Source organism: Photobacterium sp. GB-56, from assembly GCF_003026105.1.
In the GTDB taxonomy this organism is placed as follows: domain Bacteria; phylum Pseudomonadota; class Gammaproteobacteria; order Enterobacterales; family Vibrionaceae; genus Photobacterium.
Genome location: NZ_PYNW01000001.1, coordinates 528,221 through 549,670, shown reverse-complemented (window position 1 = coordinate 549,670; position 21,450 = coordinate 528,221). Strand labels below are relative to the sequence as shown.

Genomic DNA, 21,450 nt, shown 5'->3' with positions numbered 1-21,450 from the left:
GCCTAACCATGACCCGGAGGCCCGAGGAAAAACACTTGCATCGCCCAAATAAAAAAACCATACCCGCCCACAAAAATGACAGATAAAATAGGAAACAGTAAAACAATGATAAAGAGAAATGTTCGCCATTCATAACGGCCTCTCTCTTTATCATCCATTTCTTCACTTAACATTATTGCTCTCTCACTTATTAGTAAGCCTTATTATTCTTAATAGGCTTTTCCAGTGCTTAAGGTGAATTATAGACAATGCTTTTACATTTAATTTTCAAGCTTGTTAAAAAGCCAATTCGATCACATTTTTTTCTTATCTTTTACAACCTTATTTTTTATCTAACCTTTTGTTTTAGATATAAAAAAAGGCCAGCACTTCTGCTGACCTTTTTTGCGATATTTAACGAAAAGTTAGTCTATCGTGTCGATATCTAAGACTGTTTGGATTGGTTTTTCATGTTTTGGTGTATTACCAAAGCCACGTAAACCTACCACGTGTACGTGTTCACGATCTTTGAAAATCTTACGTACCAGTTTGTAGGTTGTCCCTTTTTCCGGACTGATATTTTCAGGTGCCGCAATCAGTAACTGCATGTCTAAGCGTTCACATAACTCAAACAATGTTGCGATTGATTTACCATCCAGTCGTGCCGCTTCATCCAAGAACAAGAGTCGACAAGGAATGATATCTTTACCACGTAAACGTCGCGATTCTTCTTCCCAGCTCTGAACAACCATTAACAGAATTGCCTGACCTGTACCAATCGCTTCACCCGTAGATAGCGCGCCTGATTCCGCTTGTAGCCAGCCGTCTGTACCACGGTTAACTTCAATGCTTAACTCTAGGTAGTTACGGTAATCTAACAGCTCTTCACCCAAGATTTGCGGTGAACGTTGACCCATATCGATATGTGGATTCAAACGTTGGAACAACTTCGCAATCGCTTCCGAGAAGGATAAACGGTTATTACCGAATAGATCGCTATGCTGATCTTTATTCTCAACAAGTCCTGCAAGTAGCGATTCGTGCGTATCACGTACTTTAACGTTTAGACGCACACCATTTACCTGACCAAAACCAATACTTTGCAAGCCTTGGTTTAGCATACGAATACGGTTTTGCTCACGCTGGATTGTTTTACGAATAATATTCGCAACGGAATCTGAACTGATCGCTAAACGTTGTTCACGCGCCGTTAGCTCTTCGGTTAAACGTCCCAGCTCTGCTTCCATTTCTTCGATAGCTTCTACTGGATCGTCAGTACGAATAATATCGTGACGAATACGCTCACGTAGATGCTGGTACACCGCGATGTAGAACAGAACTTTACGTTCAGGACGCGTCACATCTTCTGACGCGCGTAATGCATCACGTAAATCTTCGTTATCCGCAACCGCAAGACGCAGTGAACCGAGCGCTTTATCCGATAGTGAACGTAGTTCATCTGCCGACATATATGCCATTTCACGACGGTGTAAACGACGTTCAACATCGCTTTCACGTGCTAAACGTAATACCGCGCACCAACCCGCTTTCGCGTTAACCACTAACTTACGGAAGTCTTGGTAATCTTTACCTACTTTACGTAAACGCTTCACTAACGACTTCATTTCAAGTTCGATAGAGGTGGTTGATTTTTCTAACTGGCTACGGCGACTACGTGAACTGTGTAAACGCTCATTGAGTTCATCACGACGAATACGCGCGCGTTCTTCAGCTTCAACATCTGCACGTACACCTAGCTCTTGCAGTTCACGTTCAAATTCTTGAACGGTTTCCATTTTCGCTTGGTGCGAGCTCTTCAATGATGCCATTAGCTGGTTGTACTGGTTTGCTTGTGCGCGCGCTTGTTTTAAGCTTTCACGGCTGCGACCACGGGCTTGTTCTGCGGTTGCAAGTTTCGCTTTAAGCTGCTCGTTTAGCTCTGAGCTCTTGCTTAGTAGCTCTACCGCATCGGCATAGCTAAAGTAGTGACGGCGTTCGGCCAAATCAGCTACCGCAAAGATCAGGGTTTTCAGCTCTTGTAGCTTCTTATCTGCCGCTTCGTAATCAGCTTGTAGCGCATCGAATTGCTCGGGATCAGCGTCCAGCGAAGACACTAATGTTTCAAGCTCGGCTAACGCTTTACCATGACGGTCAAGGTAGTTACGTGCTTCATCCATTTGTGAAAGTTGTTGTTCAACTTCTTCAAAACGTGCGCTTAGGGTGTCATCTTCAAGCAGTGTTACTACTGGGTTTAATTTACCCAATAATGCAAGACCTTCACGTGCTGCCGCTAACTGGCTACGCTGTTGTTGTTCTTGCGCTTGTGATTCTGATAACTGACGTGCAATTTGGTTACGTTGATCACGTGCTTGCTTTAATTCTACTTCTGGATCTGGGTTAAATGCCACAGACATGTGGGTGGCTACAAAGCTATTGAAGCTTTGGTACAAACGCTGAAGTTTTTGCGAATCAAACGATGCTTTTGCGTGATCTTCTACAACTTGATCTTTCTCATCACGTAAGAACTCTAAACGTTGTTCACGTGCTGCACGACCAAATAGTGGCATTTCAGGGAAACGTGAGTAACGCAGTTGGCGATCGTTTAAATGAACACATACTGCATCTTCGAGTTCATCAACATCAAAGCCACTGTCATCAAATGAATCCGCGTCACCTTCGATGATGTAAAGATCATCTGGACAATCATCTAGTGTGACTAATTTTTCTTTAATGCCGCTAAGATCAGGAACAATAATCGCGTGTCGAGCAGGGCCGTACATCGCACTGAAATATGGCGCATCATCAATAGTGATATCATCATAAACTTCAGATAACAGCGTACCGCCAAGGGTATCGGCTAGGCCACGTAAACGTGAGTCATCACTACCGCCAGGCTGTGCTAAACGCTCAATATCAGCGTCAAGTTGCTTCTTACGTGCGGCTAATTCATCACGTTGACGCGAAGCTTCACGCTCGTTATCCAACGTTAGCTGCATTGCATCCATCACCGCTTGGCTACTTGAAAGATCAGCATTGGCTTGCTCTGCTAATTTTTCAAGCGCATCAGAAGCTGCAATCCATGTTGGTGCTTGCGATTCTAATGTCGCGATACGAGAAACTAAACGTTGCTCGTCATGGCGCATGTCGTTGCGTTGCTCAACCAGCGCTGCTTGATCTTGCTCTAGGCTTTCAAGCGTTGCTTCATGGCGCGCTTGTTCTTCAACTAACGCTAATTCGCTATCTAATGTGGTGGCGAATTTCTTGGTATACGTTTCAGCTAATTCAACCGCTTGGCGTTGACTACGCACGCTACGCTCTAAATCACGGTATTGCGCTTTTAGCTGCTCACCACGATCTGAAATCGCACGTAATTGACGACCATGATCAATCAATTCACGGGCTTTGTTACTTGCGTTTGCGCGATCAACGGCACCGGCAATGGTGGTAATGATCGCTAAGCCTTTATCAAACTGTTGCGCCGCCGCTGACGACATATCCAGTTTGTGTTTAAGGGCTAATAATGCTGTTGTTTGGGTATCTTGCTGTTGTTTAAGTTGCGCAAGATACGGTGGCGCTTGATCAGGTAGCATTTGATGATCGCCAGACAAATCACGTGCTTTTTCTAATGCCTGTACCGCTTGTTGGTACTGCAATGCACGGGTTTGCTGCATATCTAATGCTTGCTGGTAATCGGCTAACTGGGTTTTTAAGCTATCAACTTCTTCTTCCGTTAGCTGTGATTGTTCTTCGGCAATCGCAAGTTGCTCTGCTGCTTCTTCAACCACCATGACCTGCTCTTCAAGACGCTCTGTTAGCTCTTCAAGATCTTCTTTGTAACGCTCGATTTTCTCAGCTTGACGGACTGCGGTTTGTACTAGCTGTAGGTGATCTGATGCAGCTTGATGATCTTGCTCTAACGCGCCTTCTTGCTCGGTCAATTCATTCAGCTCTGCGGTCATGTTATTAAACGTAGACTGCTGATCGATTAAGGTTTGACGTGAGCCCATTAGCTCACCACGTAAGCTTAATGTTTGCTCTAGCTTCTTCTGACGCTCGTTAGCATGACGCATATAATCGGCAGCAACATAGTTCGTTGCTTCTGAGATCAAATGCTTAAACAAGTCACGGTCACGCTGAGTCAGTTTGATCGCTTCTAATGTCGAACGGTTTTCACGCAGTGCCGCTTCCATATCTTGGAAGGCTTTTTTAACACCGGTGTTGTGCGGTAATAGGTAATCACGTAATGAACGTGTGATCGCACTTGAAATACCACCGTATAGTGATGCTTCAATTAAGCGGTAGAACTTAGAACGATCTTGGCTGTTACGTAATTTCTTCGGTAACACGCCCATTTCAAACATTTGAACGTGGTAATCAGTTACCGAGTTAAATGCTTTAAATTGCACGCCTTCATATTGTGCAACAATGTCTTTAACATCATTAAGCTGGCGAACACGCGCTTGGTTTTCTGATAGTGTTTCAATTAACACATCAGTGGGTTTGATGTTTGAAGGCAAGCCTTGAATTAAGAAAGGCTTAATATCAACTTTCTTATCACGACCCGCGACTTGCTGTAATTTTACAGCAAAGATAATGCGTTGCTTTTTCGAGTTAACCACATCAAGCGCTGCATAACAGGCCCCCGGCTTCAGTTTACCGTGAAGACCTTTATCGCGTGAGGCATTTGAACTTCCCGCTTCCGTTGTATTTCGGAAGTGAAGCAGGCTTTGATCAGGAATGAGTGTGGTAATGAAAGCAGCCATGGTTGTTGACTTACCCGCACCGTTACCACCTGAAAGCGTTGTCACCAAATTATCAATGTCAAAGGTACGAGCAAAGAAGCCGTTCCAGTTGACCATGGTGAGCGATTGATACTTACCGCGTTCCATTAAATACTACTCTCCTGTTCCACTTGTTGTGCATCTGCATTTTCAAGTGATTCTTGACTGTCTTGTTCGATATCGTCGAGCAAACTTGATTGGCTTGGTTCTTGATGATGCACAACGGCTTCACCGTCACGGATCAAGCGTAGCTGCGCTTCACGCATATCATCACCTGTTCGTACATCGGCACCAAAACGGAATACCGCTTCACTAATACGGAATTTACCGTGATCACCAATTGGAATTAACATCCCTATACGGCGTAAACGACGCAATGATGTTTTCACTTTATCGAACAGTTTTTCACGATCAAGATCGGAACCTGTTGCGCGGTTAGTGACTAATTTCATTAGCTTTTGTTCATCTGCTAATGTCACTAACTCATCAAACAACTCTTGGTTAGTAAAAATACCTTCGTGCGCTAAACGCTCTGGGCTTAGGTAAAGGAAACACAACACTTTACCCACCAGCATGTCGATTTCTGATAATACAGAACGACCAATCAATGAGGTTGAACGTGGACGAAGGTATAAAAAGCCTTCTGGCGCACGGACTAATTCTGCATTGTAACGCTTGTAAAACATGCCGAGTTCTTGTTCAAATTCGATCAAAAAGGCATGGTTATCTAAATCTTCACTAGAAATATGGCGACCTGAACGGAGCGCGTTATCCAGTGCGGGGAAAAGTGGATTAGCAATCGCTTTTGCTAAATTTTCCGGCATGAATTCTTCAATATTTGTCAATGACATGAGCTTGTACCTTGGCTCCGTATTCGTTAATTGCTTCCCAATCCGGCTGAATTGCATTGAAGTCAGCCTCTGAGTATCCCATTCTTACTGCTTGATCAATCACGATTCTTGCCAAATCAAAATGCTGGGCAAATGGGTGTTGAGCCAAATAATCTTTGAGCAGTGAGCTTAGGTTGATGGGTGCGCCTGTCGATTTGTGCGCTTTTAGCATTGCTGCAACTTTTTCAGCCAATATATCATTAACTAAGTCGAGCTCTTCAAATTCCATCTCAGCGGGAACAATACCTGTTACTTCATCGTCACGAAGCACTAATGCTTCATCACGCATGTCTAATAAACGTTCAGCGTCTGCATAGGTCAATAACCATGGCGCATCAAAATAATCAGTAACCGACTGGCGTAAACGCTGACTAAATGCACGGTTCTTGTCCATGTCTATCGCGGTACGAATAAACTTATGGACATGGCGATCGTAGCCAATCCATAAATCAATCGCTTGCTGACCCCAACTGATAATGCGATCCAGTTTTGCTTGTAGGATATACACCATCCCATCAACATAATCTAAATCATCACGACCTTGTGTGGATTCTTGAATCGTCAGTAACTGCGTTTGTAGCTGATCGCCTGCCGCTTGTAGTGTGTCTTGAAGCTCTTTTAACGTCGCAGACGTTTCATCAAGTAACTGCTCACAACTACTGATTGCCGCGCGCCAGTCTTGGTTTAGCAATTCAGCAATATCGACTTTGACTTGCTGCTGTTGCTCATCCATGGTGCGCTGGTTTAAATCGATGCGATCGAATATTTCAGCTACTGAGTATTTCAATACGGCATGAACATTTTGACGCCAGTGTTTTTCATCACCGTCTTCTTGTGCCGCCGTTGCTGCTTTATTGATTTCGTCTGCCACCATTGCTAACTGGATAGATAGCTTGAGTGTTGAAAACTCTCGTTGGCGAACGTAATAATCAGTAATGCCTAACGCTAATGGGCTTAAACGATAAATACTAGCGCCATCAGTTACTTCACTAGTAAAGCGTGAAATTAATCGCTGTCTTACCAATTCATTAATGGCGTTGTTGGCGCGAAATGCCAGGGTTTCTTTGGATTGGCCGAACATATCACTTACGATGCGAAATGCGTCAACCAGTTCTCCTTCCCCTAATTCTTCATCAAAGCGATCACCGCTTAAAACGGCAATGGCTAACAAGAACGCCAGCCGTTCCGTTGGTAGGTTTAAAGCAAAATCGTTTTGCTTTACCCAGTTAACCAACTCGGGAACCGTCTGGGTAACTTCACTCATCCCTTGTCCTTATTGCTGTTATTAGAGTTTGTCGTTGTTGTGTGCGTTTCTTTCGCAAAAGGCTTACGGGCATACACATGAATATAACGCCCCAACGACAAAAACGGCTCTTGACGGCAAAGCTTCTGCTCCATCTCAAGAACCTGTTCAAAACTGTAGTCACCTACACGGAAAGTTTGCATATAATCATGGAAGGTTCTCACCCCTGTTTTACCCATGATTTCAAACCCTGCATCGGTTAGGCACTGATAAACATCTTCTGGTTTTATCCCTTGCTGCGGCTGTAATTTAAAGCGCTTGCGATGTGGCATTCCTTGCTCAATATGAGTCAAGTTACCGCAAATTAAGTTTTTAAACAGTAGACCGTTATAGTTATAAAACATCACGGAAATGGCACCGCCTGGTTTCACATTGTCTAATAGACCAGTAAGTACCTCGATTGGTTCAGCTAACCATTCCATTACTGCATGAAATAAAATTAAATCGACAGGTTCAGATATGAACTCATCAATTTCCTGCACAGGACAATGCACAAAACGATATTGCTCAAGCAAACCGTTTTTAGCAATTTCTTGTTGAGCTAATGTCAACATTTCGCTAGAAAGATCACATAACGTTACTTGATGTCCAAGTGATGCAATTTTTTGTGACAATTGTCCAATACCTCCCCCTGCATCTAATACAGTAAGAGGTGATACACTGCTAAGCGAGGTAAGAATTTGTTCAATATCTTGCCATACGACAGTTTGTCGTATTTGCCCTTTTGCTGTGCCATATATATTTTCAGCGAACTTTTGCGCTAAATCATCAAAATTTCGGTCTTTGATCACGGCTGCTTTACGTTATGATAGCGAATCTAAAAAGTGACTCATTTTCTCACAAGCAGTAAAGGAATAAAGGCTTGTGATGCTTTTTCAAGCTCAACTGCTGAAATTTCGGACTACATTTCATGTTTGAATTAAAAAAATTAATCGCAACACTCCTTATGCCCCTCCCAGCACTGCTGATCATTGGGGTTATTGGATTATTGTTTTTATGGTTTACGCGTAAGAAAAAACTCGCTTCGGGAATTATTGCATTCTCTTTTTTAGGTATTTTTGCCGTCTCTTTTCAGCCTGTTTCTACGAGTTTATTGCGACCATTAGAGCAACAATATCCCGCTTTTGTCGGTTCATCTAAACCTATCGATTTTGTTATGGTGCTTGGTAGTGGTCATGTGATCGATAAAACGTTTCCTATCACCTCAGAACTTTCACGTACTGCGTTAATGCGTTTAGTTGAAGGTATTCGTATTGCGCGAATGTATCCGGGATCTAAAATAATCCTCTCCGGTTACGGTGGTGGAACCAATATCAGTCAAGCTCGTATGATGGCTAAAGTCGCCCTAGCATTGGGAGTGAGTAAATCGGATATTCTGTTGTTGGAAACAGCGAAAGATACCTGGGAAGAAGCGCATCAAGCTGCTTCTGTTGTTGGTGATAAAAGCTTAGTACTTGTTACTTCAGCCAGCCATATGCCGCGAGCCTTGTATGAATTTCATCAAGCTGGACTGTATCCAATTCCAGCACCGACTAACTTTTTAGCGACGAACAAAATTAAACAACCTTGGATACGCTACGCGCCAAGCTCGCAGTTTTTAAACCAAACTGAACGTTATTGGCATGAAAAACTAGGGGGTTTATGGCAACAATTGCGTACATTTCTTGCTAACCATAAAGAACAAAGCACGGATGGAAACAATCATGATAGTGCAGATGCGTTAACAGTTGCTGGCTAAAACCATATAAAATGCCCTTATCGCCCAGTAAATCATTACTGGGCTTTTTTTTGCCTACATCACTTACTTTTCTTTACTTTTCTGAGTAGTCCTCAACGTATTATCACAAACGCATATAACTAAAAGCTATATATGTAAAACAATTAAGCTAAAAAACGTCATAAAAAATGTATCTGAAAAAAGCGTTAGCCACTATGATTCCCCTCCAATGAGAAACAATAATTGCTTAACATTTTAATTTCTAAATTTTACAAGCATCAGTTTATTTAACTGCAAATAATTGCTTTCTCGTTTTTATTATATTGATAATTTAAAGGTTAGCAGTATGTACCAAATTATAAATTTAGCCGTCTTTACGGTACTGATCGCCTTGTTGATTAAGCAGCAACGTACCGATAGCACCCTGTCTAAACGCGTTTTTACCGGATTAATTCTCGGTGTCTTATTTGGCGCTGCTCTACAGTGGTTATATCACCCACAAACTCCTGTCGTTAGTGACACCCTTGAGTACATTAATATTGTTGGGGCTGGGTATATCAGCCTGTTAAAAATGATTGTTATGCCACTCATTATGGTTTCTATCATTGGCGCAATTATTAAGGTTAAGGATTCAAGTGCGCTGGGTAAAATATCATTTCTCACCATAGGTATTTTATTAGCAACAACAGCAATCTCTGCTTTAATCGGCATAATGATCACTAACCTATTTGGTTTGACAGCTGATGGTATTGTTGAAGGTGCGCGTGAAATTGCCCGTGGCGAAGCATTACAAACACGCTTGGGCAGTATTGCGAATGTGTCGTTTGCCGACATGATAATTTCATTTTTCCCTTCTAATCCTTTTGCTGATTTAGCGGGTACGCGTCCTACTTCTACGATTGCCGTTGTGATTTTCTCTGCATTTGTTGGCATGGCGGGATTAACGGTAATTAAAACAAACCCAGAGTTAGGCGCTAGCTTTGAAAAGTTTGTGAATGTTGCCCAAGAAATTGTTCGTACACTCGTACGTATGGTGCTGAGCTTAACACCTTATGGTGTGATGGCATTAATGACGAAAGTGGTTGCTGGCTCTAACTACGACGATATTCTAGGTTTATTGAATTTTGTTATCGCATCGTATGTTGGCCTTGGGTCAATTCTGGTATTACATTTAGTACTCGTTAGCTTTGTTGGGGTCAATCCTCTGCGCTTTTTCAAGAAGATTTTACCCGTACTAACGTTTGCTTTTACCTCGCGTTCAAGTGCTGGCACAATTCCGTTAAACATTGATACTCAAGTAAAATCGCTTGGCAATGGCGATGCGGTTGCTAACTTCTCTGCTTCCTTTGGCGCTACGATGGGACAAAATGGCTGTGCGGGGTTATATCCAGCTATGCTTGCCGTAATGATTGCGCCGACAGTGGGCATTAATCCATTAGATCCCAGCTTTATGATTTCCCTTATTGCCATTGTAACCGTCAGCTCATTTGGTATTGCAGGTATTGGAGGTGGTGCGACATTTGCCGCTCTTATCGTTCTTTCAACATTAGGTATGCCCGTTGCACTTGCAGGCTTGTTAATTTCGATTGAGCCTTTAATTGATATGGGAAGAACTGCAGTAAATGTTAGTGGCTCAATGACGGCAGGAACTATTACTTCTCGTATTTTAGGCTTAAATAAAACGACTGAGATAGATAAAGAGAAACAACCAAACGTTATTGACACACACGCTTAAACATAATTTAGCTATGATTGCTCTTATATTAACAAATAAAAATCTCACTTTTTTTTAGTTTTTCACTTTTCAATCAAAGATTACTTCTTTAGTAAAAAACATAAAATTTACATTTCATTAACACTATTTATTATTTAATTTTAATAAATAGTGTTTTTTTCATTCTTATTCGATAAATACTTTATTTTTCATTATTACCATCACTATAAATTGCTTATTAAGCAATCAAGACCTTCCTCTTTTTAACAAATCCTCTTATGGTAATTAATGTGACATAGATCACGTTAGATAATAATTTTTAGACTAGTCTTATTAAGCATAAACTCCAACACATTATGAGTAACTTATTATGAGCATTAAAATTACAGCACGCGGTTTTGAACTTCCAGACTACCTAGAACAACATATTAAAGAAGCATTCTTTAAGTTTGATAAATTCAAAATTACTTTCCAAAGCAAAGATGTATTTATGAAACTTGAGGAAGGCCGTAAGTTTACTGTTGAAATCGCAACTAAGTCTAACCTAGGTAAAATCGACGCTACTGGTGAAGCTAACGAGCTAATCGATGCATTCAACGAAGCCTTTGACCGTCTAGAGCGTCAAGTCATTAAGCACAAAGAAAAACCACAAGCTCACCTCAGTGAAAAAGCACAAAAAGAGAAAGAAAACTTAATTAAAGAAGAAGACGAAACGTTAGCTAAGTTATAAATCATCTTGCCACTAAAAGCGGTCACTGTTTTACATCATTTATTTCGGTGATCGCTTTTCAATATAGGTAATAGAAATATCTGTATTCCTCATTTCTTACTCCGCCATATACCTCTCTTCGATATTTTTCGTGTTAAAATAGTAAAACACACCAAATAAAAGATCTCTAAATGAAAATTCTAGTTCGTAACCTTTCTCGTAGCACCACTGAAATCCAAATTCGTAAAATTTTTGAAGAGTTTGGCAAAGTAGGAAACTGTAACCTTGTTTTAGATACAATTACAGGTAAGTCAAAAGGCTTTGCTTTTTTAGAAATGGACGATGAGCAACAAGCAGTCCGTGCGATGAAAGCTTTAAATGAAACGATGGTAGACAAAAGTCGTATCCGTGTAAAAACAGCACAGTAAAAAGTCTATCTAACAGGGCAATACATTGCCCTGTTAATCAGCTTTACGCGGACTATTTTTATTATCCTTTACTCTGTAGCTACTATCTTTATAAGTGATATTAATAGCAAAATTGCTTAAAATTAAACCTATAAATATAAAGTTATACATTGCATGTAATATCACCAAGGCTTTCGCATCATGTCCGATTGGTGCCATGTGCCCATACCCTATTGTTGTCGCCGTAATAAAACTAAAATATATCGCATCAAAATTTGAGACTAGATTGCTCACTCCACCTGTCGCTTTATATAAAACAGCAAACCCCAAGCAGACTTCGATATAATTAATAACTAACATTAAAAATGAACGTTTTTTAGATATTGGCGGGCTATAGATATCTGAAAGAAAAATGATACTTAATAAATAAAGCAACGTTTCTAATAGTAAATAAGATATAAATAAAATAGAGAATGGTGATGATTCAAGATTAAAATTAAAGATCAGTATCGGTGTTATTAATTTAAGAATAACATAAACTTCTGAACATATTTTCCTTGCTAATAATCCAAACTTACCAGAGATATGTCGAATATACAGCCCAGGAAAAATATATGATGATAGAACAAGAAAAAGTTTGAATAATCTCTCGATGCCAAATGTATTTTCTTTTTCATCATTCCAGACTTGTTTTACATGATCATTTTGATTTTTTATCGCAGGTTTGACGTAGCGAAAATCAGTGCTCCATTGGCTTAAAAATAACTTCTTAATAAATGCCATGGATTATTTCCTCATCCGTTAAACCAAGTGACGTTATCACTGTAACACTTGTTACTTACGACTTTGTATTTAATAGATATAAAGCCTGATCTCTATTCCATAATCAAGACAAATAAAAAAGCCTAAACTCTGTTTAGGCTTTATCTGTTATTGCATTTTTAACCCACGAACTGACGAACTTTCTCCAGATCTTCTGGCGTATCTACACCCGCAGGTGGTGCATCAATTGCCACATCAACATGGATTTTTTCTCCGTGCCAAAGCACGCGCAATTGCTCTAGAGACTCTATTTGCTCAAGTGCACTTGGTGCCCAATTGATATAGGTTTTAATAAACCCTGCACGGTATGCATAAATACCAATATGACGAAGTAAATTATGATGCACAATTCGTGGCTGCTTGGCAAAATTATCACGATCCCAAGGTATGGCTGCACGGCTAAAATACAATGCATAACCATCTTTATCCGTAACAACTTTTACAGCATTTGGATTAAATACTTCATCATAGTGATCAATTTCTACCGCTAATGTCGCCATAGGTGCGTCTTTATGCGCAATATTATCAGCAACTTGGCGGATAATCGTGTCAGGAATAAGTGGCTCATCCCCTTGCACATTAACAACAATATGATCATCGGCTAATTGATATTTCTCAACTACTTCGGCTAAACGCTCGGTACCAGATTCGTGATCTGTGCGTGTTAAACACACCTCACCACCAAAACCTTTCACCACATCAACAATGCGTTGATCATCCGTTGCAACAATCACTTGATCGGCACCGGACTTTATCGCTTTCTCGTAAACCCACTGCACCATTGGCTTACCTGCAATATCTGCCAACGGTTTACCCGGTAAACGTGTAGATTGATAGCGCGCAGGAATAATAACGGTAAATGTCATTATTTAACCTCGTCAGAGCTTAACGTACGTGCTTCTGGCTCAAGTAAAACTGGAATGCCATCTTTAATAGGATAAGCTAAACGATCAAATTTACATACCAGCTCATTATTTTTTTTATCGTAACTCAACTTGCCTTTACATACAGGACAAGCAACGATTTCAAGCAGACGATGATCCATACGTTTCCTTTACCTCAATGATCTTATTAATAATGTCTGTTGCCTGAGGCTGAGCGATATCTGCATTAACGGGTAAATACCACCAGTTATCTTCAGCAAACGCATAGCACTTCACGGCATCTTTTTCAGTCATTACTAAATGCTGCCCTTGATGGGCTAACTCTAACAATGTTTGTTTTTCAAATGCTTGATGATCAGCAAAAGGCTGACATAAAACAGGGGTTACGCCTAATTGATTTAGGGTAGAAAAAAAACGAGGAGGATGACCAATACCCGCAATAGCTACGATATCTTTTAAGTCACCTATCAAGCAACGCTCACCTGTTTTCACATTAATTAAATCGGTTGGGACTAATGTCATTGATGCTTCATTTGCTTGCGCTGAACCACCATTACAAATCAGAAAATCAACGCTATCTAAACGCTCACAGGTTTCTCGTAATGGCCCCAGTGGCAATAAATGCTCGTTACCAAAACGACGTTGACCATCAATCACAACAATTTCAATATCACGATCCAATGCATAATGCTGAAGACCATCATCAGTGATGATCACATCTACATTGTGATCTAATAGCATCTTCACCGCTTCACTGCGTTTAGGTGCAACAGCAACGGGGGCGTTCGTTCTTCGTTGAATAAGTACGGGTTCATCACCTGCAATATCAGTGCTAGTTGTCGCTTCAACATAATAGGGATAATGCGGCGCTTTACCACCATAACCACGAGAAACCACACCCGGTTTTAAACCTTGCGCTTGTAGTTGTTCCACCAGCCACACGACAACAGGCGTTTTACCATTGCCACCCGCAGTAATATTGCCAACCACAACAACAGGTACAGGCGCGCTATACGCTTGTTTTTTACCAGCAGAATATTGTCGTCTTTTATGTTGGCTAATCACCCCAAATAAAAAACTTAAGGGTTTAAATACAGGCCAAAGCAGAATGTAAAGTAACAGCATCCCCCCTTTAGGCGGATGCTGAAACCACATTTTTTCAATAAGGGATGCCATTAGTCACCAAACTGAATTCGATGAAGTTGTGCATATGCACCATCATGGCTAATTAGCTCTGCGTGAGTACCGCGTTCAACAATTTCACCATCATCTACTACTAGGATTTGATCGGCATTTTCAATCGTAGATAAACGGTGAGCAATTACCAGTACCGTTCTGTCTTTTTGAAGTTCATCTAAGGCACTTTGAATTGCGCGCTCAGATTCAGTATCAAGTGCTGATGTTGCTTCATCAAGAATTAACACAGGCGCATCACGTAACAGCGCACGAGCAATCGCAAGACGTTGACGTTGACCGCCCGATAAACTGACACCGTTTTCGCCGATAATAGTATCTAAGCCTTTATCCATGCCTTTGATAAAGTCCATCGCATAAGCCAGTTCAGCTGCACGTTCAATATCTGCACGACTGTATGCACCTTCACTTGCATAAGCAATATTATTTGCAATAGTGTCGTTAAATAAGTGTACGTTTTGAGAAACAACCGCCACTTGGTTACGAAGATTGGAAAGTTTGTAATCTCGAATTTCAACCGAATCAATGTTTATTTCACCTGACTCAATGTCATAGAAACGCGTCAATAAGTTTGCAATGGTACTCTTACCAGAACCCGAACGACCGACTAGTGCTAATGTTTTACCTGCCGGTATGCTAAAGCTCACATTACGCAATGCTGGAGTGTCCTTTGTCGGATAAGTAAAGGTTACATTCTTAATCTCTACATCGCCCTTCACACGTTTAACTTCAACTTTACCATTGTCTTTTTCGGTTTCTAAATCCATTAATTCAAACAGGGTGTGACAAGCTGCCATACCACGTTGGAACTGAGAAGTAACACTTGTAAGCGCTTTTAATGGGCGCATCAAGCCGAACATCGAACCAAATATAACGGCAAACGTACCTGGTGTTAGTTCCGCTCGTAAAGATGGCGTATTTGCCAAAATTAATACAACGACAAGAGCAAAAGACGCTATAACCTGTATTACGGGGTTTGAAATAGCCTGAGCAGAAACAAGCTTCATGGTCTGGCGACGCATTTGATTGCTCACTTTATCAAAGCGCTCTTTTTCTACTTGCTGACCACCGTAACTTAATACGACTTTGTGACCTTTTAGCATTTGCTCAGCAGATGACGTCACAGACCCCATCGCATCCTGCATATTTCGTGAAATTTTACGAAAACGCTTTGATACAATACGAATACTGATTGCAACAACAGGGGCAATCACAATCAAAATTGCGGATAGTTGCCAACTATTCCAGAACATCAATACCATTAGACCAATAATAGATGCCCCTTCACGTACAATGCTCACTAATGCACTACTGGTAGCTGACGCAACTTGCTCTGAATCGTAAGTAATACGAGATAACAATGCCCCTGAAGATTCTTTATCGAAAAATGAAACAGGCATTTTCATGAAGTGTTGGAATAACTGACGACGTAAGTTCATTACAACATTGCCTGATACCCAAGATAAGCAGTAAGTTGCTACGAAGCCACTTGCACCACGCATTATCATTAAGCCAATTAAATAGATTGGCATCATCGCTAGGAAATTAGAATCAATTTTGTCTAATCCACCAAAGCTTTCATCAAGCAGTGGCTTGATCATTGAAACCAATAAGGTATCACCAATCGCATTGATGATAAGAGCGATCACTGCAACAGCAAGGCCTGCTTTATAAATGCTAATGTAGGGCCATAAACGCTTGTACGTTTCGCTTGATGATTTTTCTGTTAATTGAGTCATGAAAACCAATTTATTACTAATACAGTTTTTATATTCTACCCTTAACTTCCTTCTCTACCAAATTTGTATCTCATCCTTTTGAAAAATTTATCTTTAGCGTAAAAAAAAGCAGCAATAAGTGTTCTTTACCCAAGCGATGAACATCCTAAATTGAAAAAAGGACACTTTTATAACCAACGAGGACGATACCACTGTGTGGCTGAGTGTTGTCGCTCAGTAATAACTTGGTAGTTTCGTCCGTTAATAGTCACGCTTATCTGCCCCGAATTTCCCGTTGATAACCACTCAATCCCTCGATCCTGATACCGTGCTTTGATACTTTTTGCTGGCAAATTCCATGCATTATAATAACTAGTCGAAACAACGGCTAATGAGGGCTTTATCGTGTCAATAAAGGTATGCGTTGATGACGTTTTGCTACCATGGTGAGGAACTAACAAAATATCAGCATCCAGTGTCGGTGCGCTCTTTAACATCATCAACTCAGCAATCGCATCAATATCACCCGTTAATAACACGGATGGGCCTTGAAGCTCACTATTTTGAACATGGATAACGCAAGAATGAGGATTTCGGGTATGATACACGCGCTGTAAAGGCCATTGGACTTTGAATGTCAAACCTTGCCAATGCCATGTTTGGCCTTTCTGGCATGGCAAATATCCCTTTTCAAAATTACTACTGTACTTATATTGCGGTGATAACTTCTCGATAATGATTGTTTTTCCACCCGCATGATCACTGTCATCGTGACTAATAATTAAATAATCTAATTGCTTTATACCTAGCTGTCTCAGAATCGGTAGAATAGTGGTTTCAGCAACGGCTCTATCCTCCCATCGATTGCCAGTATCATATAATACAGCCTTGTTATTTTTAATAATCAGTACCGCTAATCCATGTCCAACATCAAGTACCAACATTTTCCAATCCGACTTTACCGGCTCTTTAATAAACCAACACAATGTAATTACTATCACCGAGCTATATAGCCACTTAAATGACGATAAAGGCAATAACATCAATGCAACAAAAATGATGATAACTCCCCAAAGTAAAGGGGTTAGGTTCACTGATAATGGATACCACGCACCTTCCAACCATTGGATCCCTTCAATGATAGGAATTAAAGACCAGTCAGCACATTGCCAAAACAATGAAGAAACGGGTGGAAACCATAACGTCAGCAGTGCTAATAATACTAAAGGAACCGTGATGATACTGACCAAAGGAACAGCAACTATATTAGCAATAGGAGCTGCTAGCGATACGCCACCGAACCATAACCATTGTATGGGTAACATTAGCACCAATAGCCAAAGCTGAATTTTTGCTAGTTTAAATAAAAACGCTTTGAAGCGATTGCTCGATATCGAGTCATCAAATACGCTTCTTCCTGTAAAATAGCGCTGGCTTAGGGTAACTAAAATTAAAACACCAACGGCATAAAATGATAGCCAGAAAGAAGCACTATAAATGGCAAATGGGTCAATAAATACACTTAATGCTAACGCAGCTAATAATAGTTGCCAATGGCGCCAATACACATCTGTTGTTTTCAAGATCCCGAGAAAGACACACATAATTAATGCACGTATGGTCGGCGTAGTGAAGCCACTTAACCAGGCATAGGAAAATGCGATACATAACCCTGTTATCATCGGTAACCAAATAAAGTAACGCTTCTGCGGCAAGAAAAGCTTACATTTTAGGCCTATTTGCCATCCTAATAACATGGCAAGTGCGATGTGTAACCCTGAAATAGCTAACAAATGAGCCGTTCCACTGTCTCTTAAATAAAGCCAATCTACTTTCGTTAATCCACTTCGGTCACCAAACGCTAATGCTAATAGGTATGCTTTATTCGGCATATTTTCGACATAACCTAACGCCTTATCATAGAGTTGCTGTCGCCAAGTTATTCTTGATGGAAGTAATAATGGCAGCGATGATAATCGATGACGCACCACAGCATTACCATGTACATTTCGACTCACAGCATATCGTTCTGCATCAAAGCCAGCTTGATTTACACGTCCAACAATTCGACTCAACTTAACAGGTAAGTGCCAAATTTGACCTTGCTTTAATGTTGGCGCATCCGGCCAAATCAGAAATAACCTATGAGATGCATCCAAAACAGGATTATCAGGCGATGAATGAAAATAATTATCAACAACCTCTACTTCAATATTTGAAATTGGTATATTTTCATTTATTACAGCACTTATACGAACATTTATGGTAAGATTTGTGCGATTTAGCGGAATGTCTTCAACTTTTTTACGATATTGTTCGGCACATAACACCGCTAGAAAAGCACTTATTGAAAACCAGAAAAGAAAATGGTTTTTACAATAATAAAAAATAACAAGGCTGACTATTATTGCTGTCATATACCACCAGTACGGTGGTAGAAATGATAACCAATGCAGTGAATGAAAACCTATTGCGATACCTAATGATGTTTGTAACATGCTGTTATCGCCATTTTAATAAATACTAATTATGCCTAGACATCTTATAAAAAAGTTCTTACCAAGCCATGAGGTCATTAAGCGCCAAAAAGCACTTAAGATCTTTGGTAATGTACTTTATAACCCGAACTTATGGTGCTTAAACCGTCGTTCTGCGTCAGGTGCATTTGCCGTTGGCTTATTCATGGCTTTCGTACCACTTCCTAGTCAAATGATTATGGCAGCTGGGTTAGCTATTTTATTTGGTGTAAATCTGCCTCTTTCAGTGGCTCTCGTTTGGGTAAGTAACCCTGTGACTATGCCTGTTTTATTCTATGGTGCTTACAAGTTAGGCGCTTGGGTATTGAATAGTCCTAACATCGCGTTTCACTTTGAGCTTTCATGGGATTTTTTACTTAACCAAATGAGCCAAATTGGCCCCCCATTTTTACTTGGCTGCTTTATTTGCAGTGTAGTATCAGCGCTTATCGGCTATTTTGGCATCCGTAGCTTATGGCGTTATTCTGTTGTGAGAAGCTGGAATAAGCGTAAATTCCGAATTGGTAAAACCCACTAGCTTTAATACCTTTAAAATATAAATAAGCAAAAGCCTCTATGACGAGAGGCTTTCTTCTTTTATCTTTATTTTTTAGATCAAAAAAACACATTTAATTACCCGCCTGTTTCATTTTTCACAATTTTCATTGCCAGTTCAATTTTCGTTAATACTCACTATCCATTTTCATCATATGTTTTATTCAAAAACTTAAATTACTGTTTATCAATAGAGGTTTTACTAGCAAATCAAATAATTACGTCTAGTATTAGGAAAACATTTAAATTACACATTTTACTTTTAAGGTACTTATTATGGATAACCCTGTGAGCTCAATGCTTAGCAAAGGCTGGAAATGGTTTATTATTGTTGGAGTTATTGTCGCATTAGCCGGTGTTTTTGCAATTAGCTTACCTATTGCTGCGGGTATGACAATCACAACAATTGTAGGGACCATTTTCCTTGTGATTGGTCTAGTACAGGTCTATCACACCTTTAGTATTCATGATTGGAAAACTAAAATTTGGTACGTTATTAGTGCGCTATTCTATTTAATTGGCGGCTTATTTATTCTAAGCCAACCGTTTATTGGCTTAGTTACTATTACCGTATTAATGATTGCCACAATGATTTTCAACGGTGTTACGCGTATGCTATTTGGTTTTAATAGTCGTAAACACCTTGCAGGTTGGCGCTGGATTGTAATCAGTGGTTTGATTTCTACTGCTATTGGTATCTATTTCTTTACTCTGATGAATAATCCAGAATTCTCTATGTCATTACTGGGTATTTTTGTTGGTGTATCACTACTATTTGAAGGCTTCAGCTTTATTTTCATTGGTACTCAAATGAAAAAAGTGGTTCAAAATAAATAACATAAAAATAGAATCTAAATAAAAAGCCTCAATATTTTTGATATTGAGGCTTTTTTAATTCAGATACCATCGCGTATTTGCAATATTTGTACACAACTAAACGTTTGCTATTTAGTTGTAATTTCAGTACTAATAACGCTGCAGATTACTTTAACTAAGATATAGCAATGCCGTGTATTCAACGATTATACGTTTTCTCATTATTGCTTGGTTGCATTTTCTTTCATCACTGTGCATCTGCAACAGCAAGCGCTATTAATACAAATCAATACCTTAAACAAACGACACCAATAACGTCTGTTGACTCTACTTTTATATCTTCAACGCAGCGCTATCGCGTTTTACTCTCATTACCTAAACTGGTGAGCTCTCCGTTGTCTCATCAACGTGATCATTTGCTTGCTTTGTTACAACAAAAGAGTAGTGTTTCACTCTCTTACATACTGATAGCTATAGAAAATTTTTGTTTAAAACGGAAAAAACTTTTACCTCTAGCCAATTTTCAATTTCGTTTTACACATAGTCGGGAGCAACTGTTTCACTAACGTCAACCGACTTTTATTTTCTACTTTTATTACAAGGACACATAGATGCTTGATTCATTTGTATCTATTTTTTCTGCGCTCTGGCATCAAGATTTTGTTGCATTACAAAACCCAGAAAGCATGGTGATGATTTATGTTTGTGTAACATTTGTCATTTGGTTAGAAAGTGCATTTTTACCTGCAGCTCCCCTACCTTGCGATAGCATTGTTATTCTTGCTGGAACATTAGGTGCAATGGGGATCATCGATTTTAAATTGATTGTCTTCTTACTAATCGTGGCATCAGCCATCGGTAGTTGGCTAGCTTACTTGCAAGGTCGCTGGCTAGATCACCTACCAAAAGTAAAAGGCTGGGTGAATATGGTGCCACCTCATCGAATGAAAACTGTGGATAATTTACTTATTCGTCATGGTATTGTTGCTTTGTTTACCGCACGATTTATTCCTGTTGTCCGCCCTTTATTACCTTTAATGATGGGATTTAGGATTAAAAGTCAGGCTCACTTTTTCCGTTTTGCTTGGTTAAGTGCTACAGCTTGGGTATTACTATTAACAGGGTTAGGTTATTTATTAACGCTTCTTCCAGAAAAAATCGCCAAAGTCGCAACAATGGTATTGATGGTTGCACCATTTGTTACTCTCGCTATTGCTATTGTTAGCTTATCAAGCAATTGGTTACTAAAACGCTTTAAGAAAAACAAAGCCATGTTGTAACAAGCAATATATAACAAAAGTCTGCTGACACACTACACAATAAAAGTGAGTGGATAAGCAGACTTTTTGGTTCTAAGCATACCCTATCAGCTTTTGGAACTTGATTGACTTTGTATCTTAAATAACACGCTTATGCTAATAAATAACAGGGGCTTATTGTGATGG

18 protein-coding genes are annotated in these 21,450 nt (G+C 40.0%); 7 read left to right on the top strand and 11 right to left on the bottom strand.

The genetic code is table 11. The annotated features are described in order from the left end of the window. Positions 1-2 precede the first annotated feature (2 nt). From C9J42_RS02485 to cmoM, 5 genes are all read right to left on the bottom strand, one after another. The gene (locus tag C9J42_RS02485) at positions 3-173 is read right to left on the bottom strand and encodes a periplasmic nitrate reductase, NapE protein (protein WP_107205764.1); all 171 of its coding nucleotides are present in this window, start codon (positions 171-173) and stop codon (positions 3-5) included. A 231-nt stretch (positions 174-404) separates the two neighbouring features. Next, positions 405-4,868: a chromosome partition protein MukB gene (gene mukB / locus C9J42_RS02480; RefSeq protein ID WP_107301617.1), complete on the bottom strand. Its 4,464-nt coding sequence runs from the start codon at positions 4,866-4,868 to the stop codon at positions 405-407. Continuing rightward, positions 4,868-5,611 carry a chromosome partition protein MukE gene (gene mukE / locus C9J42_RS02475; protein WP_005367158.1) on the bottom strand — a complete coding sequence of 248 codons (744 nt, stop codon included), beginning with the start codon at positions 5,609-5,611 and terminating at the stop codon, positions 4,868-4,870. Before mukE ends, mukB begins: the two co-directional genes overlap by 1 nt. Further along, entirely contained in the window at positions 5,592-6,914 is a 1,323-nt protein-coding gene (mukF, locus tag C9J42_RS02470; protein WP_107245429.1) for a chromosome partition protein MukF, read from the bottom strand. Before mukF ends, mukE begins: the two co-directional genes overlap by 20 nt. Then, positions 6,911-7,744 carry a tRNA uridine 5-oxyacetic acid(34) methyltransferase CmoM gene (gene cmoM, locus C9J42_RS02465; protein WP_107205761.1) on the bottom strand — a complete coding sequence of 278 codons (834 nt, stop codon included), beginning with the start codon at positions 7,742-7,744 and terminating at the stop codon, positions 6,911-6,913. The genes mukF and cmoM overlap by 4 nt, the downstream gene beginning before the upstream one ends. A 119-nt stretch (positions 7,745-7,863) precedes the next feature. Between cmoM and elyC the strand changes: the two genes are divergently transcribed. The 4 genes from elyC to C9J42_RS02445 all read left to right on the top strand — a co-directional run bounded on the left by elyC (position 7,864) and on the right by C9J42_RS02445 (position 11,521). Beyond that, positions 7,864-8,691, top strand: a complete 828-nt coding sequence (gene elyC, locus C9J42_RS02460; RefSeq protein ID WP_107301616.1) for an envelope biogenesis factor ElyC — start codon at positions 7,864-7,866, stop codon at positions 8,689-8,691. Positions 8,692-9,016: 325 nt separating this feature from the next. Further along, positions 9,017-10,405, top strand: a complete 1,389-nt coding sequence (locus C9J42_RS02455; RefSeq protein ID WP_107245432.1) for an L-cystine transporter — start codon at positions 9,017-9,019, stop codon at positions 10,403-10,405. A gap of 349 nt (positions 10,406-10,754) precedes the next feature. Continuing rightward, positions 10,755-11,114, top strand: coding sequence for a ribosome hibernation-promoting factor, HPF/YfiA family (gene hpf / locus C9J42_RS02450; RefSeq protein ID WP_107205758.1), 360 nt, complete (start codon positions 10,755-10,757; stop codon positions 11,112-11,114). 170 nt (positions 11,115-11,284) lie between these two features. Then, positions 11,285-11,521 (top strand): RNA-binding protein, encoded by a 237-nt coding sequence (locus C9J42_RS02445; RefSeq protein WP_107205757.1) that lies wholly within the window; start codon positions 11,285-11,287, stop codon positions 11,519-11,521. A 33-nt stretch (positions 11,522-11,554) separates the two neighbouring features. On the opposite strand, the gene C9J42_RS02440 is transcribed toward C9J42_RS02445, so the two are convergent. The 6 genes from C9J42_RS02440 to C9J42_RS02415 form a co-directional block, all read right to left on the bottom strand. Next, complete coding sequence (locus C9J42_RS02440) at positions 11,555-12,283, bottom strand: potassium channel family protein (RefSeq protein ID WP_107205756.1); 729 nt, start codon at positions 12,281-12,283, stop codon at positions 11,555-11,557. Positions 12,284-12,441: 158 nt separating this feature from the next. Then, positions 12,442-13,188 (bottom strand): 3-deoxy-manno-octulosonate cytidylyltransferase, encoded by a 747-nt coding sequence (gene kdsB, locus C9J42_RS02435; RefSeq protein ID WP_107261675.1) that lies wholly within the window; start codon positions 13,186-13,188, stop codon positions 12,442-12,444. Continuing rightward, the gene (locus tag C9J42_RS02430; protein WP_006645988.1) at positions 13,188-13,367 is read right to left on the bottom strand and encodes a Trm112 family protein; all 180 of its coding nucleotides are present in this window, start codon (positions 13,365-13,367) and stop codon (positions 13,188-13,190) included. Before C9J42_RS02430 ends, kdsB begins: the two co-directional genes overlap by 1 nt. Continuing rightward, positions 13,348-14,382 carry a tetraacyldisaccharide 4'-kinase gene (gene lpxK, locus C9J42_RS02425; protein WP_107261677.1) on the bottom strand — a complete coding sequence of 345 codons (1,035 nt, stop codon included), beginning with the start codon at positions 14,380-14,382 and terminating at the stop codon, positions 13,348-13,350. Before lpxK ends, C9J42_RS02430 begins: the two co-directional genes overlap by 20 nt. Next, on the bottom strand, positions 14,382-16,139 hold the full coding sequence (gene msbA / locus C9J42_RS02420; RefSeq protein WP_107205753.1) for a lipid A ABC transporter ATP-binding protein/permease MsbA: 1,758 nt from the start codon (positions 16,137-16,139) through the stop codon (positions 14,382-14,384). The genes lpxK and msbA overlap by 1 nt, the downstream gene beginning before the upstream one ends. A gap of 167 nt (positions 16,140-16,306) precedes the next feature. Continuing rightward, on the bottom strand, positions 16,307-18,616 hold the full coding sequence (locus C9J42_RS02415; protein ID WP_107301615.1) for a DNA internalization-related competence protein ComEC/Rec2: 2,310 nt from the start codon (positions 18,614-18,616) through the stop codon (positions 16,307-16,309). 31 nt (positions 18,617-18,647) lie between these two features. Between C9J42_RS02415 and C9J42_RS02410 the strand changes: the two genes are divergently transcribed. From C9J42_RS02410 to C9J42_RS02400, 3 genes are all read left to right on the top strand, one after another. Then, entirely contained in the window at positions 18,648-19,172 is a 525-nt protein-coding gene (locus C9J42_RS02410; protein ID WP_107205751.1) for a DUF2062 domain-containing protein, read from the top strand. 293 nt (positions 19,173-19,465) lie between these two features. Then, complete coding sequence (locus C9J42_RS02405) at positions 19,466-20,026, top strand: HdeD family acid-resistance protein (RefSeq protein ID WP_107205750.1); 561 nt, start codon at positions 19,466-19,468, stop codon at positions 20,024-20,026. Between the two features lie 590 nt (positions 20,027-20,616). After that, positions 20,617-21,285: a DedA family protein gene (locus C9J42_RS02400; RefSeq protein ID WP_107205749.1), complete on the top strand. Its 669-nt coding sequence runs from the start codon at positions 20,617-20,619 to the stop codon at positions 21,283-21,285. The last annotated feature ends 165 nt before the right edge of the window (positions 21,286-21,450 follow it).